Origin of the sequence: Lacihabitans soyangensis (genome assembly GCF_024343775.1) — a bacterium.
Taxonomy (GTDB): domain Bacteria; phylum Bacteroidota; class Bacteroidia; order Cytophagales; family Spirosomataceae; genus Leadbetterella; species Leadbetterella soyangensis.
This window is the reverse complement of the sequence record NZ_RJUF01000021.1, coordinates 31768-52671: the sequence shown is the minus strand read 5'-3', so window position 1 is coordinate 52671 and position 20904 is coordinate 31768. Positions and strand designations below refer to the sequence as shown.

At 38.4% G+C, this 20904-nt stretch carries 10 protein-coding genes; 5 read left to right on the top strand and 5 right to left on the bottom strand.

The features are described from left to right. Positions 1-254 precede the first annotated feature (254 nt). From EGI31_RS09210 to EGI31_RS09190, 5 genes are all read left to right on the top strand, one after another. Entirely contained in the window at positions 255-3269 is a 3015-nt protein-coding gene (locus EGI31_RS09210; RefSeq protein WP_255036939.1) for a SusC/RagA family TonB-linked outer membrane protein, read from the top strand. Positions 3270-3295: 26 nt separating this feature from the next. After that, positions 3296-4786, top strand: coding sequence for a RagB/SusD family nutrient uptake outer membrane protein (locus EGI31_RS09205; RefSeq protein ID WP_255036938.1), 1491 nt, complete (start codon positions 3296-3298; stop codon positions 4784-4786). A 97-nt stretch (positions 4787-4883) separates the two neighbouring features. Next, on the top strand, positions 4884-5465 hold the full coding sequence (locus EGI31_RS09200) for a hypothetical protein (RefSeq protein ID WP_255036937.1): 582 nt from the start codon (positions 4884-4886) through the stop codon (positions 5463-5465). After that, the gene (locus EGI31_RS09195) at positions 5455-8796 is read left to right on the top strand and encodes a VCBS repeat-containing protein (protein ID WP_255036936.1); all 3342 of its coding nucleotides are present in this window, start codon (positions 5455-5457) and stop codon (positions 8794-8796) included. The genes EGI31_RS09200 and EGI31_RS09195 overlap by 11 nt, the downstream gene beginning before the upstream one ends. Then, the gene (locus EGI31_RS09190; protein ID WP_255036935.1) at positions 8793-12095 is read left to right on the top strand and encodes a VCBS repeat-containing protein; all 3303 of its coding nucleotides are present in this window, start codon (positions 8793-8795) and stop codon (positions 12093-12095) included. The genes EGI31_RS09195 and EGI31_RS09190 overlap by 4 nt, the downstream gene beginning before the upstream one ends. Here EGI31_RS09190 and EGI31_RS09185 read toward each other — a convergent pair. The 5 genes from EGI31_RS09185 to mraY all read right to left on the bottom strand — a co-directional run bounded on the left by EGI31_RS09185 (position 12074) and on the right by mraY (position 20904). Then, positions 12074-14470 (bottom strand): TonB-dependent receptor, encoded by a 2397-nt coding sequence (locus EGI31_RS09185; RefSeq protein ID WP_255036934.1) that lies wholly within the window; start codon positions 14468-14470, stop codon positions 12074-12076. The genes EGI31_RS09190 and EGI31_RS09185 overlap by 22 nt on opposite strands. Positions 14471-14482: 12 nt before the next feature. Then, entirely contained in the window at positions 14483-15700 is a 1218-nt protein-coding gene (locus tag EGI31_RS09180; protein ID WP_255036933.1) for a DUF4249 domain-containing protein, read from the bottom strand. A 307-nt stretch (positions 15701-16007) separates the two neighbouring features. Beyond that, positions 16008-16877, bottom strand: coding sequence for an ion transporter (locus EGI31_RS09175; RefSeq protein WP_255036932.1), 870 nt, complete (start codon positions 16875-16877; stop codon positions 16008-16010). Further along, entirely contained in the window at positions 16858-19629 is a 2772-nt protein-coding gene (locus tag EGI31_RS09170) for an alpha/beta hydrolase family protein (protein WP_255036931.1), read from the bottom strand. Before EGI31_RS09170 ends, EGI31_RS09175 begins: the two co-directional genes overlap by 20 nt. Positions 19630-19713: 84 nt before the next feature. Continuing rightward, positions 19714-20904 (bottom strand): phospho-N-acetylmuramoyl-pentapeptide-transferase, encoded by a 1191-nt coding sequence (gene mraY, locus EGI31_RS09165; protein ID WP_255036930.1) that lies wholly within the window; start codon positions 20902-20904, stop codon positions 19714-19716.

The following is a 20904-nucleotide window of genomic DNA, read 5'->3' as shown; positions in this document are numbered from 1 at the left end:
AAGATAGTAGCTAAAAATTTATTTCGGGAAGAAATACAACCTTCTTAGGAAAATAGACGTAAAAACCAAACAACAAAACCAGTATAATATGATTAGATGAAAAAAAAATTCTTTTTTAAAATTTTGGACTTTAGAAACTTCTTTTTGTAGTTTTGTGGGTTGATTCTTAAAAACGTGCAACATTTAATCAAAATGTTGAAATGTTTTTTGGTTGATGCAAAACTAATTTACTTTAATTTTTAAACAATTAACCTATGATGAACAGATTCTACCAATGCGGTCGAATGGTCTTCGACTTTGGGGTAAATCAACTTTCGAGCAAAAGCTCTCTAGTAGTTTTAATCTCAATGTTTTTCTCATTTTCAGTTCTTGCTCAAGACATTACAGTGAGCGGAAAGGTATCAGACAAATCAGGTGATGGTCTTCCTGGTGTAACCGTTCAATTGAAAGGTTCATCAAAAGGAGTTGCCACTGATATGAATGGTTCTTATTCAATCGCTGGCGTTCCTAGCAACGGAACTTTGTCTTTTACATTCGTTGGAATGACTTCTCAGGAAGTTGCAATCGGTGGTCGTTCTACTATCAACGTGACTTTAGCTGATGACGCTGCCCTTCTTGAAGAGGTGGTTGTTGTAGGTTATGGTACTGTGAAGAAAAAAGATGCAACTGGAGCAGTAAATGCCATTGGAACCAAGGATTTCCAAAAAGGTATTGTTACTTCTCCTGAGCAATTGATGCAAGGTAGAGTAGCGGGCGTTCAAATCACTCAAAACTCAGGTGAGCCAGGTGGTGGTATTAACGTTCGTATTCGTGGAACATCATCAGTTTACGGTGGAAACCAACCTCTATTTGTAATCGACGGTGTGCCTTTGAGTTCTGACAACACTTCAAGTGGTGGTGATTCTCAAGGTCTTGGTCGTCAGCCTGCAAAAAACCCTCTTAACTTCTTGAATCCAGATGATATCGAAAGCATTGACATCTTGAAAGATGCTTCTGCAACTGCTATCTACGGTTCACGTGGTGCACAAGGTGTGGTTTTGATTACTACCAAAAAAGGTAAAGGAAAAGGTACTTTAGATTATGGATACTCTTTAGGTTTGAGTTCTATTACTAAGAAATATGACCTATTAGACGCTAAAGGTTTTGCGGCAGCTAACCCTACACAAAACCAAGGAGGGAACACTGACTGGCAAGATGAATTGTTCAGAACAGCTCCAACGCAACAGCACAACCTTTCATTCGGTGGTGGTGATGCTACAGGAAACTACAGATTCTCAGTAGGTTATTTAGATCAGCAAGGTATCATTTTGACATCTGGTATCAAAAGATATTCAGTTGGATTTAATGGTGGAAAGAAATTTATCAACAATAAATTGAATATCACTTCAAATGTAAACTTGGCTAACAACAGAGACAACGGTATTGCTATTTCTGAAAACTCAGGATATACTGGTGATCTTTTGGCTGCGATTATCAAATCGAACCCAACTATGCCGATTTATAAATCTCCAGGTGTATTTACGCAACCAGGTATCACAGAGCCTAATCCATTGGCAATCGTTAATATGACCAAAGATCGTACAAATACTTTGAGAGCTTTGGGTAATATTTCGGCTGAATTAGATCTTTTCGAAGGTTTGAAATTCAAAACTGTTGTAGGTTTTGATCAATCGCTTTCTTCTAGAAAAACAGCTTATTCTAAAGATTTATCTTTGGATGGTGTACTTAATATCGGTCGTCTATACATCAGAGACATCGAAATGAGTAACAGACTTTGGGAGAACTACTTTACTTATGATAAAACATTCGGAAAAACATCTTTGAATGCTTTGTTGGGTTATTCGTACCAAAGTTTTGATGTTTACAGCAAATCAGCCAGTATGGCGAATTTTGCAACTAACAACTTGGATGTGATGACAAATAACCTTGCTTCTGCTGATGCAAGTAAAGCTCCTAACAACGTTGTGAACAACTCTAATAGAGATTTTGATGAATTACAGTCATACTTTACTCGTGTGAATTTGAACATGGGTAAAATATTGTTAACAGGTACTTTGCGTGTGGATGGATCAACTAAATTTGGAGGTAACAACAAATACGGATATTTCCCTTCTGGTGCTGTGAAATACAAACTGATTGAAGAGAGTTTCGTTCCGAAAAATGTATTCTCTGACCTTGCTCTTAGAGTTGGATACGGTTTAGTGGGTAACCAAAATATACCTCACAACCTTTATGACAGAAGAGATAGATATGCCGGATGGGGTGCTAACCAAGGTGCCACAGATATCTCAGGTGGTGGTTTGAATGCAGTAGCATTTAACAACCCGAACTTGAAATGGGAGTCAACTTCAACATTGAACGTCGGTCTTGATTATGCTATAGCTGGAAATAGAGTTTCAGGTAATATCGAATTCTATCAGAAAAATACAAAGGATTTATTGTTCCAAGTAGTTTCTGCTCAGCCAGCTCCAACTCCTTTCGTTTGGAAAAATCTAGATACAGATATTCAGAACCGTGGTCTTGAATTGGGATTGAACGTGGTTGCTGTTGACACCAAAGCTTTCACTTGGGAAGTAGTAGCTAACGCTGCATTTAACAAAAACTTGATTAAAAACTTAGCGGGTGTATATGATACAGGTGAAATTAGTGGACAAGGACTAACAGGTGCGTTTGCTCAACGTTTAGCTGCTGGTCAGCCGATGTTTGCATTCTTTACTAGAGAGTTTGGTGGTTATGATGCAGAGGGTAACACTATTTACCCAAGCGGTGACTTCCAGTCATTCAACGGTACAAGTCCAAACCCTACTGTAACTGCAGGTTTGACAAACAACTTTAAGTTTGGAAACTTTGACGCTAGTTTGTTCTTTAATGGTGTATTTGGTAACTACATTTACAACAATACGGCAAATGCTTACTTCACTAAAGGTGCTTTGAATAACGGACGTAATGTAACTGTTGACGTAGTAAGTACTAAAGAAGGTCCTTTCAATGCTCCTGACGTTTCTTCAAGATTTTTGGAGAAAGGTGATTTTGTAAGATTACAAAACCTTAACCTAGGTTACAGAGTTCCTACTAAAGGAATTAAAAATGTAACAGGTCTGAGATTATATGTAACTGGCCAAAACTTGATGACGTTTACTAAATATTCTGGTCAAGATCCAGAGGTTAGTACAAACAAATCAATCAATGGTATTCCATCGTTTGGTATTGATTATACAGCTTATCCAAGAGCTAAAACTTGGACTATTGGAGCGAACATATCGTTTTAATCAGTAATTATTCAAAATAATAAAAGATGAAAAATAATAATTTTAAAAGATTTTTAATTGCAGGTATTGGCTTATTTGCCGCTACTTCTTGTACTGATCTTGTAAATGAAGAAACTGACTCAATCGTAAGAGCATCTGAGGGTGGTGGTTTTACAGCAGGTAACCCAACAGAATTGTTGATTTCTGCTTACAAAGATTTAGGTACCTATACTGACCAAGCTAACATTTATGCTTTGGGTCAGCATACTTCGGCTGAGATGATTCCTCCAACACGTGGTGTTGACTGGGGTGATAATGGTGTTTGGAGAACATTAGATCAACATACTTGGGATGCAACTCACTCGGGCGTAATCAACGCTTGGAATCAGTTGAATCAAAGAGTTTTCAAAGCAAATGAAATTATTGCTTCGAACCCAAGTCCTGCTCAAAAGGCGGAGGCTCAATTCCTAAGAGCTTTCAACATGTTCCATGTAATGGACTTCTTCGGACAAGTACCATTTAGAGAAGTTACTGACGGTGTGGATGTAAATCCTAAAGTGTTGACTCGTTCGGAGGCCTTTGATTTTATATTAAAAGACCTTACAGAAGCTCTTCCAAATCTTTCAAAAATAGGACCTGCGGCTTTAAACGGTAAGGCTTCCAAAGCGGCTGCAAATTTCTTGATAGCCAAAATGTATTTGAATAAGGCTGTTTATAAATCGGCGAATCCTGAGGGTCCTTACACTCACGCTGCTGGTGATATGGCTCAAGTAATTGCCGCTGTTGACGCCATCACTGCAGATGGATATTCGGTTAGCGATGATTATTTCAAAAACTTCACAGCTGACGCTGCTACAGAAACTATCTTGAACTCTGCTGAAGGTACTCCGCAGAACCGTTGGATGATGACCTTGCACTACGACCAAAACCCATCGGGCTGGAATGGATTTGCGACATTGGCTGATTTTTATGATACTTTTGAGACCGGTGACGTTCGTAAAGGAATTCCTGCTAAGGGTGATGGAAAGGCTTTCTCTGGTATTGGTAACGGGTTCTTAATTGGTCAACAAATTAACGACAAAGGAGAAAAAATAACAGATTCTAGATCTAAGAAGCCTTTGGTTTTCTCTCGTGACGTAAACTTGGCTGGTACACCTACAGAAAAGGGTATTCGTGTAATCAAATATCACCCAGCTACTGCAGGAAAGTATATCTTGATGAGATATTCTGAGGCTTATTTGATGAAAGCTGAGGCCTTGTTGAGAAGTGGTAAGGCTGCCGACGGATTGACAATGGTTAATAACCTTAGAGCTAAGAGATCTGCTAAGGCATTGGCTTCTTTGACCGATAATGCAATGTTCGAAGAAATTGGTCGTGAGATGTATTGGGAAGGTGGAAAAAGAACGGTTGAGATTCGTTTTGGTAAATTCACCACAGGTACGGGTACTTTGATAAAAGATGCCTATACTGTTTTGTTCCCAATTCCTTCTCCTGCATTGGTTTCTAATCCGAACCTAAAACAGAACAAAGGTTACTAAGAATATTTAAATATTTCTTGAAAAAAAGCCCAACCGAAAGGATGGGCTTTTTTCGTTTACAATAAAGAAGTATTTTTGTATAATACTTTAAGAAACTATGATGAAATTCTTCCTTGCACTATTTGGTGTAGCAACGCTGTTGTCCTGTGGACAAGGCTCTGAATCGGACAATCAAAAAATTCAGGGAATTTTAGATAAGTTAAAAACTAATCAAGCGATTATTAACCTGAGCATTGATAACAAACAATTTTATGCAGATACCACGATTTTCGTGGGGAATGGTGTGGTTGATGAAAAGGGAATCAAGGTTAGTCTAATGGATAAAGACTTTGGAAATGTGATTGTGAGCATTGAAGGTGACACTTGGTATAAAGCCAAACCTTATATGGTTGAGTTTAAAAATGGTTATCCAACAGGTTCAAATATGGGTTCGTTTTTGGTTGGTAAAATAACTAGCCTAAAAGAAAACAAAGGTGAAGGATATTTACTGTCTGATGGTTTTTTTGAGATAAAATATCTTTCTAAAGAGGTTATGGTTGTAAATGTGAGGGGTTCTTTAAAACAACCTTTTGGCAATTCAACACTTTCACCGATTGAAGGTTATATAATCTGGAAAGTACCGGGGTACTCTTTCGAAAGTATAAATGAAATCGCAATTCCGTTCAACGATGAAAAATAGTATTCTTTTTGTTTTGATTGTCCTGTTGGGGTTTTCTTGTAAGAGAAAATCTATCGATGCTATTTTTGAACTTCTAGACTCCTCTGAAACGGGTATTGACTTTATTAACACCGTAAAGAACTCGGAGAATTTCAATATCTTTAATTATCGAAATTTTTATAACGGAGCTGGTGTTGCTGTTGGAGATATAAATAATGACGGTCTTCAAGATGTCCTTTTTACGGCTAATATGGGGTCAAATAAACTCTACCTAAACAAAGGCAACATACAGGGAGAGTCTTTTAAGTTTGAAGATATAACACAAAAGGCGGGTATTGCTGAGACTGACAAATGGAATACGGGCGTGGTAATGGTTGATATCAATAACGACGGTTGGTTGGATATATACATTTGTAATGCTGGTATAGATAAATGGAAAAAGAAACATGGAAATGCCCTTTTTATCAACAACCATGACCTGACTTTTACTGAAAAGGCTGCTGAATATGGTCTTGACGACAAAGGTTATACTACTCACGCAGCTTTCTTGGACTATGACCTTGATGGGGACTTGGATTGCTATATTCTTAACAACAGTTTTATTCCGGTAAACACGCTTAATTACGACAATAATAGAGATTTAAGAGCGGAGGATTGGCCAGTTAAAGACTTTTTAAAAGGCGGTGGTGACAAACTTTTGAAAAATGAGAACGGGAAGTTCTTGGACGTCTCCAAAGAAGCCGGAATTTATGGAAGTTTGATTGGCTTTGGACTAGGTGTAACGGTGGGTGATGTAAACAATGACAACTATCCTGACATCTACATTTCGAATGACTTCTTTGAAAAGGACTACCTCTATATCAACCAGAAGAATGGAAAGTTTACTGAAGAGTTAGAATCTCGAATTGGGCACACAAGTTTGGCGTCGATGGGTGCCGATATGGGCGATATAAACAACGACGGCAATCAGGAGATTTATGTTACAGATATGCTTCCAAGAGACGAAGTCAGACTCAAAACTACAACTTCTTTTGACAACAACTATGTGTACAAACTCAAGCATGACAAGGGTTTTTATAACCAATATATGCAAAATAGTCTTCAGCTCAACAATGCTGACGGTACATTTAGTGAAATAGCCAATTACAGCAACGTTGCTGCCAGTGATTGGAGCTGGGGAGCATTACTGTTTGATGCTGATAATGATTCAAAAACTGATATTTATGTAAGTAATGGTATATATCATGATGTAATTGATCAGGATTTTATCGATTTTTTCGCCAATGAAGTAAACCAAAAGATGGTGCTGTCTGGTGAAAAGGAGAAGTTTGATAACATCATTAAACACATGCCGTCAAGGCCTATCGTCAACAATTTCTTTCATAATGATGGCAACCTGAAGTTTACAGAAAGGGCAGAGGATTTTGGTTTTACAGAACCTTCTTTCTCGAATGGAGCAGCATACGCTGATTTAGACAACGACGGTGATTTGGATTTATTGGTCAATAACGTGAATCAGCCGTGTTTTGTTTACAGAAACAATTCAGAGAAGAAAACGCCGAAAAACAATTATATTAAGGTCAAGCTGGAAGGTTCGGAAAAGAACACTTTTGCTATTGGAGCTAAGATATTTGTTTACGCCAACAATGAGATTTTAGTAAAACAAATAAATCCATCAAAAGGCTTTCAGTCAAGTACTGAATATGTACAAACCATAGGTTTGGGGCAAGCTAAAAGCATAGATTCTGTTATGATTTATTGGCCAAATAAAACACGTTCGGTGTATAAGAGTCCGAAAATCAACACTTTACAAAAATGGAATATAAAGGAAGGTACAGGGTACGAACAAATTGAACGGGAAAATCCTGTGCAAGCTTCATTTTTGTTGGATAATTCCATGGTTATCAGACCTCATGTTGAAAACGAATATGAGGACTTTTATGAAGAGAAAAACATTCCGATGATGCTTTCGAAAGAAGGGCCAAATGCAGCCACAGCAGATGTAAACGGTGATGGATTTATAGATTTGTTTGTTGGTGGAGCTAAAAACCAAGCTGGATCACTATATATCCAGCAGAATGGGAAATTGACTCAGAAACCAAATAAGGAATTTGATAATGCAGCATTTTTTGAAGATACCGCAGTTGAGTTTTTTGATGCAGATGGAGATGGTGATCAAGATTTGTTTGTAGGAACTGGTGGTAATGAGTCAAACCCAGAGGAGAGATTGTATATAAACAGGTTGTATCTGAACGATGGAAAGGGAAACTTCACTTTTAACAACAAAGCAATTCCTTTCAATGGAATGAATACTTCATGTGTGGAGGCTCATGATTATGACAATGACGGCGATTTGGATCTTTTTGTTGGGAATAGGTCGCAACCCAAAAAATATGGATTGACTCCTCCACAGCAGATTTTGCAGAATGATGGGAAAGGGATTTTCAAAAATGTTACAAAGACAGTTGCAAAAAACCTTGAATATGCAGGGATGGTGAGGGAGGCCATTTGGGAAGATGTGGATGGAGACAAGATAAAGGAACTCATTTTGGTTGGAGATTGGATGAACCCGAAAATATACAAAGTCAAAAATGGGGCGTTTGCAGAGATGAAAACTGGACTAGAAAACTACAAAGGTTTTTGGGGATCATTGAAATCAGAAGATGTTGATAATGACGGAGATAAGGATCTTATTTTAGGAAATATTGGTGAAAATTTTGCTTTGAAAACATCCGAAAAAGAGCCATTAAAACTTTGGGTTGGTGATTTTGATGACAATCAGCTCCTGGATAAAATTTTCACTAAAACATTTGAAGGAAAAGATGTTCCGGTTTTTTTGAAAAGAGAAATGATGGAGCAGTTTCCAAAACTCAAAGCTCAAAATCTCAAACATGAGGAATATGCAAAACGCTCAGTGGAAGATTTGTTTGACAAAAAACTTCTGAATAAATCTCAAAAAACCGAAGTAAATACCTTAAAGTCGGTTTATGCTATAAATGATGGCAAAGGAAATTTTACTGTAAAAGAACTACCAACAAGTGCTCAAATAAGCTGCATAAATGCCATAGAAACGATAGATGTTAATCAAGATGGCTTCAAAGACATAGTTTTGGCTGGAAATTTTATCGGATTTATTCCTCAGTTCACCCGACTAGATGCTTGCCGAGGAGTAGTGCTTTTAAATGACAAAAAGGGCGGATTCATTAGTAAAAGAAATAAAGATACGGGCTTTGTAACTGAGGGCGAAGTAAGAGATATGAAATTTATGAATTTTGGTAAAAAACAATACATAATTTCGTTTGCAAACAATAAGAAGCCACAGTTTTTTGAAATAACCCAATCTAAAAAATGAGAATAATATCTTTTATACTATTGGGTGTTTTTGCAATGTCTTGTTCCAAGCCAAAAGAAACCCTTTTTAAAGTTATTTCGGCAGACGAATCGGGACTTAATTTCTCCAATAATCTCAAACCTACGGCTGACCTGAACATATTTAACTATATGTACTTTTATAATGGTGGCGGAGTTGGGGCTGGTGATCTGAACAACGATGGTAAGCCAGACTTGGTTTTTACCTCTAACCAGAATCAAAATAAGATTTTTTTAAATAAGGGCTCTTTAAAATTTGAGGATATCACAGAGAAATCAAATTTCAAGGCCGAAAAAGGATGGTCTACTGGAGTTTCGATTGTCGATATTAATCAAGATGGCTTATTGGATATTTATGTGAGCAGAGTAGGCAATTTTGAAGTGCTGAAAGGCCACAATTTACTTTTTGTTTGTCAAAACATTGATAAAAATGGTGTGCCGAAATACCAAGAGTCATCTAAAGAATATGGCCTCGACTTAGTGGGATTTGGAACACAAGCAGCCTTTTTTGATTACGACACCGACGGTGATTTGGACATGTTTCAACTCAATCATTCGGTACATCAGAATGGTACCTATGGCCAAAGACAAGTCTTTTTGAATACCTTCCACCCCTTGGCAGGAGACAGATTTTTTGAAAATATAGATGGAAAATATACAGAAAAAACCAAAGAAGTGGGTATCCATTCGTCTGCTATCGGCTATGGATTAGGTCTTGGAGTATCAGACGTAAATCTCGATGGCTTTCCTGATTTGTATGTGGCTAATGACTTTCATGAAAACGATTATTTGTATATCAACCAAAAAAATGGGAAGTATGTAGATGAAATGTTGGACAAAATTGACCATACCAGTAGATTCTCGATGGGCGTGGATATGGCAGACTTGAACAATGATATTTTTCCTGAAATCTTCACTTTAGACATGCTTCCTTATGACCCTGAAATTTTGAAGAGATCAGAAGGTGAGGACGCTTTTTATAACTTTAAATTCAAACTTTCTCAAGGATACAATATACAATTTGCGAGAAACAATCTCCAGCTCAACAACCGAAATGGTTATTTTTCTGAAATAGGGATGTATTCGGGCGTTCATGCCACTGACTGGTCTTGGTCAACGCTACTTTTTGATTTTGAAAACGACGGTAAAAAAGACATTTTCATTTCGAATGGTATAAACAAACGGATGAATGATTTGGACTACATCAATTTTGTATCGAGTGATGAAATCCAACAGAAGATATCAGAGAAGCGTTTTGATGAATCAGACGAATCTTTGGTTGATCTTTTGCCTGAAATCAAGATTCCAAACAAGTTTTATTCTAACGGAACAGACTTATCTTTCAATGATATAGCCGAAAATGTCAATGGGAATGAGGGCTCTTTTTCGAATGGATGTGTTTATGCAGATTTGGATGGCGATGGCGATCTAGATTTGATAACCAACAATATCAATCAGCCTGCTTTTTTATATGAAAATCAGAGTAATACGCTTAAACCAGAGAACAAATATCTGAATGTAAGGCTCACAGGAAGCGAAAAAAATAAAAATGCCGTTGGAACGAAGTGCATTTTATACGCCGGAGCAAACGAATATTATCAAGAAAAAATACCAGTTCGTGGTTTTCAGTCTTCCATGGAAATCCCCTTGAATTTTGGTTTAGGAAAAGTTGATAAAATCGATTCTTTGCTCATTATTTGGCCTGATAATACTTTTGAAAAGCACCGAAACATTAATACCTATACTACATTTTCAGCAAATTATAAAGCTGGATTACCTAAGTTTGACTACTCAGTTTTTCACCAATTAAAACCTGAATTTGTGGATATCGCAGCCAGCGTTGGTTTGGATATCATACACGAAGAAAATCAGTACAATGAGTTTGACAGGGAGGCACTGATTCCCAATATGATGTCTACAGAAGGGCCAGCGATAGCGGTGGGTGATGTAAACGGTGATGGCTTGGATGATTTGTTTTTGGGAAGTTCGAAAAGAATGAAGTCTCAGGTATATGTTCAGAATTCGAACGGAAAATTTGTAAAAACCCCTCAAAAAAGTATTGAAGCAGACAGTGTTTTCGAAGATGTAGATGCACAGTTTGCAGATTTCAATGCGGATGGGAAAATGGATTTGGTGGTAGCCTCTGGAGGGAACGAATATTACGGTAAGTCGGAGTATTTGGCCCCAAGAGTGTATTTAAATGATGGGAAAGGCGTTTTTACAAAGAAAATGAATGCATTTTCGGGCATATTAATGACGGCTTCGGTTGTGTTGGTAAAAGATATAAACGGCGACAAAAAGCCAGATTTGTTTTTAGGTGCGAGAGGCGTTTCTTGGGCTTATGGCGAGATTCCGAGTTCGTACTTTTTGATAAATGATGGTTCTGGGAAATTCACTGATAAAACTGACGAGATAGCTCCCGAGTTGAAGAAGGCAGGTATGGTTAAGCATGCCGTTTGGGTTGATTATGACAAGGATAAGGTAGATGAGTTGGTGGTGGCTTATGATTGGGGCGGTATAAAGTCTTTTAAAAAATCCGGTAAAAAGTATGAGGCTAAAGACTTGACGGACAAGAAAGGATGGTGGAATTTTGTGTATCCCATGGATGTAAATCAAGATGGGAAAATGGATTTTATTTGTGGAAATCTTGGAAAAAATAGTCGACTGCATGCCACCGAAAAAGAGCCTGTCAGAATGTATGTAAAAGACATCGATGACAACGGTAGGTTGGATCAAATTATCACCATTTATATGATGGGAAAGGAGACCATTTTTGCTGATAAGAGAGAGATTGAGAAACAGATGCCTTATGTTAAAAAGCAATTTATATATTCTAGAGATTTTGCAAAAGCGAGTTTAGAAGATGTGTTCGGAAAAGCTAAAATAGGAGATGCTGAGATATTTGAGGCCAATTATTTCGAAAATTCCGTTCTTATAAACAAAGGTGACGGCACTTTTGACCTAAAGCCATTGGGCGGAAATGCTCAGTTTACACCTTATTTTGCTGCCCAGAACATTTCAGAGTTCAAAAAAGGGCAGTTTTTGATGATGGGAAATTTTTACGAATGCAATATCCAAATGGGACTTTACGATGCTGACCAGGGCAATATTTTTTCACTGAAAAAAGAACAAACAATTAAAACCCCTATCAGTAATTTACCCATAAAAGGGCAAGTTAGAAGGATTAGAACTATAAATATTGGTGGTAAAACGCATTATTTGGTCATTAAAAACAATGACAAAATGATGGTTCTAAATCATTATTCAAACTTGAAATTGTAAGCCAAAGAAACAATCGGTGCTCCAAATATTTGTAAAGTGTAGCCTTTAATACTGTTATTTTCGGATTTAAAGAACACAGAATAAGCATTGCGATGGCCGTAAAGATTGTATACCGAAAACGCCCAGTTGCCTACATAGCGTCTATCTTTCATGGTTGGATTTGAAATGTTCCACGATAAATCTAAACGGTGGTAAGTAGGAATACGCTCATTGTTTCGCTCATCATAAAATGGATAGTAGCTGTTCTGGAAACTCACAAAACCCACTGGCTTAGAATAGGGTCTTCCTGAACTCAGTACAAAGTTGAAAGAGAAGGAGTTATGCTTGTCTACCGCAATGTCAATAGAGGTGTTGAAGCTATGTGGGCGATCATAATTGGCTCTGTAAGGATTACCATTGTTTACCAATTCCAACACATTTGTTGAAGCATAAACTTGGTTGAAAGTTCGTGCATAGGTGTAGTTCGTCCAGCCGGTCAGGTTTCCTTTTTTCTTTGAAAACATAAACTCCAAACCGTAAGAATTGCTAGTACCCTGTACCAATTGCGTTTCTGGAAATTGTTGCAAGAGGAAGTCTGCTCCTGGTTTGTAATCTATGATGTTTTTGGAGGCTCTATAATAGCCCTCTACGCTAAAATCATAAATGTTTTTATCAATGGACCTGTAAAGCCCTAAAGTGAGTAGGTGACTGACTTGCGGAGCTACGTTTTGGTCTGAGGTTTTCCATCTTGAGGTGGGTATGGGCGTGGTGGTATTGGAGACTATTTGAAGGTATTGCCTCATCAAGTTATAGCCTAATTTCAACGATATATCATCACTTAACAAATACCTTAAACCCACGCGAGGCTCTAGTCCACCATAAGTTTTGGTTATGTCTCCTTTTTCGTATGTTTTTGACGAAATCACGGAGAATTCATCTCTCGGCTGCAAAGCATCGTAAGATCTAACCACAGCGGCTCCGAGTGCTGTAAAGAAAGAATAGCGAAGACCGAAAGTACCTGCCAGTTTTTTCGAGAATTCATACTCATCATCCATAAAAATACCGTATTCATTGGAATACTCTGTAGGGGTTACTATCCTGTTAACACTAAATGCCTTCCCTGGCTCTAAACTTCCTGGTCTTATTTCGTTTTGAGTGAAATTTAACCCCATTTCCATTTTATTGTTTCCATTTTGGAAGTTGAGACTAGACTTGTAAATGTTTTGAGAGATACCAGAGTTTAATCTTATTTTGTAACCCGTAACAGTTTCTATAGTACCAATGGTGGGGTCATAATTTGCTCGTGTATAACTCGTTGTTAAGTCAAGTTTGGAGTTGATCAAATACACCCATTTTGCGTTACCATTCAGTGTTTTGTGTTCGAAAAACGTCGTATTCCCGACCACATTTGGTAAGCTCGAAAGCAAGTTTGTTTGAAAGAAGTCGTTACTGCCATACGTCATGGCGGTAAAAGTATTTTTAGAATTTATTCTCCAAAAGGCCTTCACTACGCCTTCATAGAATTTAGATTTCACCTCTTCCAATTCTTGGCTTATTTTTGGCAATAGAAAATCAGTAAACGCTCCTCTTCCCGAAAAATAGATGCCCAGCTTGTCAGGAATAATAGGCACTTCTACCATAAGTTTGGATGAAATAAGGCTCAGTCCACCGTTGATTTTGAGTTTGGATAGATTGGGGTTTTTCAGGGTTAAATCTAGCACCGACGCAGCTCTTCCGCCGTATCTTGCGGGTACATTGCCTTTGTACAAATCTAAGTTGCTCAGAGCATCGGGTGGAATAACTGAAAAAAGCCCAAACATGTGGGTTGGATTAAATATAGGGGTATCATCAACCAAAATTAGGTTTTGATCCGTCGTTCCACCTCTGATGTTCACCCCGTTTGAAGCTTCACCTACACTTGAAACACCTGGTAGCATTTGAAGACCTCTCAAAAAGTCAACTTCTCCAAAAGCGGCTGGTATTTTCTGTAAGGTCTTGATATTAATTTGGTTAACCCCCAGTAGCGTTTTCTTTACGTTTTGGTCTGATTTGGCCGTTGAAATAACCACTTGCTCCAGTTCATTCTCTACCAAACGCATTTTTATTATGTAGTCTTTGTTTTCTGTTTGTGCATTGGTGAATATCCAGTGAGGTACATAACCTACATATTTTATTGAAATGGCGTGTTCGCCTTTGGTCATATTTAGGCTAAATTTTCCCTTCTCATCGGTTTTAGTTTGCCATTGGTTTTTCCTTAAATCTACCACTACTGACGCTCCCTTCAAAGGCTCATTGGTCAGTGAGTCAAGTACGGTTACCTTTAAGGTCAAGGACTGTCCAAAAAGCTGAACAGAGATTAATAGAAAGCTTATAAAGTATATATGTTTCATTCTCATTTTCTAAAATTGTTATCTTCCAAACTGCCAGTTTTTGGGTGCTATTGCAGTCCGACTAACACTTGGTTTGCATACTGCGAAAGGAATATTCGGTCTTTCGTCTGACTCCGACTCGGGAGTGGGGTCTCTCCGAGTTTGGTATTTAAATAAGCCATCTTTCACTGCTCCAACAGTGTTCTGGCGGTTCATCATGTACCTGACCTCACTCACGGCAGAGGCAGAAAAGTATCCCAACACTATCTCATTGTTATTTTTGGTATTTGTTACGTTGCCTTTTATAGGTGCAGGTGGTGTATCAGCCAATGTTCCAGTATTTTCTGACTGGTCTTCTATGAGTTTCAGATACCTGAAAGCATTTGCACTCAAAGACATTTGTTGTACCACAACCAAGCAGGGATTTGACTGATAAACAGGTATTTGTGCCACTACTTTATCATATTGGGTTTGTCCATCTGTGTAAACATCCGAAAATATGTCTATCTCCTTTCCTTGAAAAATGTCCCAACATAATGCCTCGCAGAAATAATCGTAATAATTAAATCCGGGAAGTCTGATGTCTTGTATACATTTTCCATCGGAGGTGGCGGTGTTGCCTGTTCTTTCATAATACCCCTGTTTGCACGAAGCACATATATTTTGAAGCTCATATGAGGTCCATTTCCATCGGTAAAAATTTCTTTCCGTAGCAGGATCGATATAATCTATGTAAATATCGTTGGTGGCGATGTTTCCCGTACTTGAGTTGTTGTCTTTTATGCCTTTTTGATTAAACTTATCGTAAAGTGTGCCGATTTCAGGTACCGAAAACATTTTTTCTTCAGTTGACTCATATCTTTCGCCAGTGCTCTTTTCTATAATTAGCTTATATGAAGAACCAATAGTTCCTACAAAATTTAGTGGTGTGGAATAGTATCCTGCTTGGCTTTCAAAGAGTTCGTAGGTTTTTTGACCGTTTTCAATTACCAAAACCTTGGCCTTTGAAACAGGAATTATATCGCTTGATTTTGGAGAAATAGTAGAGGTAAATTGCGAACTTTTAAAATTAGCTGTTTCGCTGGTTTCAAAAATAGAAATAGTCTGTGGTTCATCCAAGTCTGTGATAGTGCCCTCTACAATAAGGTATGATTGCGTGGCTTGCACAGTTACCTTGTAAGGGTCTATACAAGACACTGTTGTGAATAGCCCAATTATTAGTGTAAGCCAATACTGGATTGCTTGTTTTTTAATCATAGGTAAAAGTTTTGTTAAAGGTACTTCAAAGTATTCAAAGAATATAATTCTCCACTGGCACATTACCGCCATATTCGACAAACTGAACCATTAAATCGGCAATTTTAGTCAAAAATTGGTATTCTTATGCTTTATTAATTTACTCAGGAATTCTTTGATTATGAAACTCAAAAGTTTATTTAAAGTTTCAGAAGGGATGCTTTAAATCATAGAGAGAATTTGACAGCAGCCAATATGTTTAGAGTGTAGAGCAGGTATGAAAATGGATTGTTGCAAAGCCGAAAGTTAATTCTAAAGAATATGCAACTTAATGCACATGCTTACCCTTCTCGGCTAAATAATATTCTGCTTGGCAGTAAGGACATTTTACTTTTCCTTGTTCGCTTTTGTAACCTCTGATGTGCTCGTTGAAACCAGAAGCTATGATACCAGCCGGTAGGGCAAATAACGAAATACCCGATATGGCCACAAAGGCTCCCAAAATTTTGCCAGCTAGAGTAATTGGATAAATATCGCCATAACCTACAGTGGTCATGGTATTTACACCCCACCAAAGAGCTGCCGGAATACTGGAAAAATTCTTGGGCTGAACAGGATGTTCAATATAATACATTAACGAACTAGAGAAAATAATCAAAAAAAAGATAAACGAAAAAGCCAATATGAGTTCTTCTCTTTTACTGAATAAAACATTTTTGATGATTCTGAATGCATGAAAATATCGGCTCATTCGGAAGAGACGTAAAATACGAAGCAAACGAAGCATACGAATAAATGCAAAGTCTGTAGCAAAAGCGGAAAGGAAAAAAGGTGCAATGGCCAACAAATCCACTAATCCCCAAAAAGAAAACATAAAAGCCAACCGACCATAGAAAGGGTGGCTATTTCCACGGCTTTCAACACAGGACCAAAGGCGGAGCAAATATTCAATCAAGAAAACAGCAACAGAGAAATACTCAAAATCCCTAAAAAGCGTATGATAATTTTGACTTAAATCGGGTATGGTGTTAAGTATGATAGCAATGGTATTCAGAAAAATCAGTATCGAAAGCGATATATTGAACACAAAACTTATACCCTTCCGTTCTGAGTATCTAACGTCAAGGGTACTCCAAACTTTCTTTCGAAAGCTACGTTTGTTGCCGAGTTCCGATGTTCTAGTTGGTTTTGAATCCATAGTTAAGTGTTTTTTCAGTCGCGGGTATGCCTTTACTCATCCACTCGGGCATAGGAGCATCTTTTAGGTAATAATCAAAATACTGTGACATCCTGAGTGACCAATCCTTACGGTTTTTGCGTTGCGTGAGGCCATGTTTTTCCCCATTATAATTGAGCATCCATACAGGCTTATCCAATCTTTTAAGCCCCATAAACATCTCAATGCCCTGATACCACGGCACAGCACCATCATCGTCGTTGTGCATCATCAGTACAGGTGTTTTTACGTTGGGTAGATAAAACAAGGGCGAATTTTCTAGATATTTCTGGGGACTTTCCCACAATGTTGCACCAATTCTTGACTGGGTTCGCTCATATTGAGCCTGGCGGGAATTCCCTGTTTCCCACCTGATACCACCGTAGGCACTCGTCATGTTGGCCACGGGTGCACCGGCCTCTGCTGCCCTGAAAATATTGGTTTTGGTTACCAACCATGCTATTTGATAACCTCCCCAGCTATGTCCTTGCACGCCCAAACGGGTGCTGTCCACAAAGCCCATTTCTAACACTTTTCTTATTCCTGGCAAAATACAGTCGTAAGCACTTTGACCTGGTTGACCTGTTTTGTAAACAATGTCTGGTACAAATACACAGTAGCCGTTGCTTGGATAGTATGAGAAATTTATACTCGATCTGGCAGGTAACGGAACATTATATCGGTATATTTGATCTGACATTTTTTCATAAAAATACGTAATCATGGGGTATTTTTTGGTGGGGTCAAAATTGGCCGGTTTGTAGAGAATTCCTTCCAAGTCCTTGTTGTCCAACGAATTGTATTTTATCATCTCGGCTGTGCCCCAGCTAATATTCTCTTGTTGTGGATTGGCCGTACTTACTTTTTTAACCTCCTTAAAATCAAAGTTTTTGGTATGCTGCAAATCTGGAAAAACCTCATAGTTTTCTTGGGTAAAAACCAAATCGGTACTTTCTTTTGCTTTTATGACTTTCGGCGAAAAATAAAATTTATCAAACATCACCAGCTTAGGAGTGGCGTTTTCGGTGGAAGACAGTGTTGCAAAGCCTGACTCCATTGTTTTTTGATTGAAAACGTGAAGCATCACCATTTTTTTGTCGTCAATCTGCGTCTCTTTTTCATCTAGTGAAATGTAGCGATAAGTCAGATTGTTCTCTCGGCCATTTGTAAGTCTTTTTTTCTCCGATGGTTTTGAAGGGTTAATGGCCCAAATATCGTACTTATCATAGATCCAGACCAGTTCATCATTTTTCGTAAAACCCTCCAAACCGTAGCTATTGGGCTCATCGGGGTGGTCGTCATCGGCTTTGTCAGAGAAACTCACTTCGTCAGTAAGTTTGTAGGTCTTTTGATTTCTAACCTGATATGCATACCAAGCGGTGTCTTCCAAAGCATACCAAACCACAAACTTTCCATCTGGAGACATTGTGAGGTCGCTTACTCTTTCGTTTTCAAATACCTTTTCTCGGTTTCCATTTTTGCCTGAAACCGTGTAGGCGTCTATTGGCGGATTAAAAAGCCAATGTTGGTTGGCATATTTGTCGGAGGCCAAAAGCAGCATTTCTTCCTCATTCGAAGTTTTGGTAAGCTTTATTTCAGGAAAATCAGGGCTTGTCAACGCAACGATTTTCTGGTTTTTTACATCAAAAAGTGTCAGATAACTTTTTTTTAGATCATTTTTGAGATTGGCCAAGTGCTGCGGCATCAGATGCTTGTCTTTCCAGTTCCAAACATCAAGGCTCACAATATCCTCCTCCAGTTGGGTTGTGTCTTTCAGTAAGTTTCGAGGTGTTTTTCCAAAAAATAAGCGGCTACCGTCTTTAGAGAATTTTGGCTCAAACTCTGCACTTACCTGTGGAAGTTGTTTATCGCCGTTTGTTAGCGAATCGGCTATAAGTTTTGGTTCCTCTGAAGTTTTCCAGTACCACAGCTGATGGTTTTTGCTTAGGGCTTTTTTGGTGGTATCTGGGTCAAGGATTGCCGCCCAATTTTGCCCATCCTCAGAACTGCTTATTTGTTTATAGAGCCCCTTTGTTTCTGTTAAAAGCTTGGTTTTTTGGTCGGTGGTTGAAAAAGCGTACAAGCCGGGTTTCAAGGTACTGTCTTTACCGGTGGTTGCAAAAGTCAAGTTTTGGCCAGAAGGGTCAAACTGGTACTTATAAACAAAAGGAAACTTAATTAAAGTATTGGTTTTTAGGCTGTATACATGTAAGGTGCTTCCATTCTCATCACTTTCTTTTTTTACTTTTTTAGCTTTGGAAGAAGTATCCTTTTTTGTTTCGGGATATCCCAAAAAAGCCATCCAGTCATTGGATTTTTCGGGAAAAATAAAACTCTTAACATTGGCAAATTTGATGGTTTCGAAGGTAGAAAAGCTATGGATACCAATGCTATCCTTCGGCATTTCGTCTTTCTTCTTTTTGGCCAATTTAGCTGTTTTAACGGCATTTTTTGAAGGTGAGATTTTGTAGGCCGCCCACTGCGAGTCTTGGCTCAGCCATAGGTCTGACGCCCGCTCTACCGTATCTATGGCATTGCCCAGTAATGGATAAAGAACTAGTTTATTGTCGCCATCCTGTGGGCTCAGAATATAGGCTACCCAATGCCCATTTGGGGTGATTTTCGTTTCTGAAATGGCCTTCCAATCGTCGTAGTCGGTATGCTTTAAAGGTCGTTTTTGGGCAAAAATAGCCGTAGAAAGCAGCAAAAGGAAGATTAATGTCTGTTTTTTCATTTAGGAATATAGGGTCAGGCCAATTGAAGGACTCTTCAAATATAGCAAAAAAATGCTTTGGGCTAAACCTCAGACATTGTCTTTTTATTGTAACTTCAGCGTAACGATACTGATTACTGCCAAAACGATAGCCACAATCCAAAATCTAGTTACTATTTTGGCCTCATGGTAGCCTTTTTTCTGGAAATGATGATGCAAAGGAGACATTAACAACAGTCGATTTTGTTTGGCGTACTCCAAACCCCTTCGACGTTTTTGATATTTAAAATAACTGACCTGAAGTATTACAGAGATGTTTTCGGCCAAGAAAATGCCGCACATCAACGGAATCATGAGCTCTTTTCTAAGTATCAATGCCAAGGTAGCTATTACACTTCCAAGCATTAAACTTCCAGTGTCGCCCATAAAAACCGAGGCAGGGTAGGAGTTGTACCATAGAAAACCTATACAGGCACCCAGAAAGGCCGCACAGAATATCACCACCTCACCAGAGTTAGGTATAAGCATGATATTAAGGTACTCCGCAAATATTTTGTTACCAGAAAGATAGGCAAATACGGCTAGCGTAAGGCCAATAATTGCCGAAGTACCAGCAGCCAATCCGTCGATTCCATCGGTGATGTTGGCGGCATTGGATACCGCGGTTATTATAAAAACACAAATAAATACGTATGGAAGCCAAGCTAAGCTGGCCGGTAGATAACTGGAAAGAATGTCATAATCTAAAAGATTGTTTTTTAGAAACGGCACCGTAGTAGTCAATGAATGTTTGTCAATGAACCCATTACTTCCAAACTCCCTGATTTTTACGTTATTGTTGAAATAAAGCGTAAGACCAACTATTAGTCCCAAACCCACTTGACCAATGATTTTGAAAGTGCCTTTGAGGCCTTCTTTATCTTTTTTGAATACTTTGATATAATCGTCGGCAAAACCAATCATGGTAGTCCATAGAGTGGCCACTATGAGGAGAATGATATATACATTGTCAAGCTTGGCAAATAACAAAACCGGAATCATCAAAGATGCCAATATGATAAAACCACCCATGGTGGGTGTACCTTTTTTCTCTAACTGACCAGTAAGTCCCAAGTCTCTGATGCTCTCACCTACTTGAAGCATTTGTAGCTTACGAATGATTGGCTTGCCATATACTGCGGCAATTAAAAGCGACAAAATGGTGGCTGCCGAAGCACGGAACGAAATGTAACGAAACACACCCGCACCCGGGAAATCGAACATTTGGTCGAGGTAGCTAAAAAGGTAGTAAAGCAT

Excerpts from the sequence above, each read along its gene's own strand:
- EGI31_RS09210 (WP_255036939.1), top strand. The coding sequence starts at position 255 with ATGATGAACAGATTCTACCAATGCGGTCGAATGGTCTTCGACTTTGGG.
- EGI31_RS09205 (WP_255036938.1), top strand. The coding sequence starts at position 3,296 with ATGAAAAATAATAATTTTAAAAGATTTTTAATTGCAGGTATTGGCTTA.
- EGI31_RS09200 (WP_255036937.1), top strand. The coding sequence starts at position 4,884 with ATGATGAAATTCTTCCTTGCACTATTTGGTGTAGCAACGCTGTTGTCC.
- EGI31_RS09195 (WP_255036936.1), top strand. The coding sequence starts at position 5,455 with ATGAAAAATAGTATTCTTTTTGTTTTGATTGTCCTGTTGGGGTTTTCT.
- EGI31_RS09190 (WP_255036935.1), top strand. The coding sequence starts at position 8,793 with ATGAGAATAATATCTTTTATACTATTGGGTGTTTTTGCAATGTCTTGT.
- EGI31_RS09185 (WP_255036934.1), bottom strand. The coding sequence starts at position 14,470 with ATGAGAATGAAACATATATACTTTATAAGCTTTCTATTAATCTCTGTT.
- EGI31_RS09180 (WP_255036933.1), bottom strand. The coding sequence starts at position 15,700 with ATGATTAAAAAACAAGCAATCCAGTATTGGCTTACACTAATAATTGGG.
- EGI31_RS09175 (WP_255036932.1), bottom strand. The coding sequence starts at position 16,877 with ATGGATTCAAAACCAACTAGAACATCGGAACTCGGCAACAAACGTAGC.
- EGI31_RS09170 (WP_255036931.1), bottom strand. The coding sequence starts at position 19,629 with ATGAAAAAACAGACATTAATCTTCCTTTTGCTGCTTTCTACGGCTATT.
- mraY (WP_255036930.1), bottom strand. The coding sequence starts at position 20,904 with ATGCTTTACTACCTTTTTAGCTACCTCGACCAAATGTTCGATTTCCCG.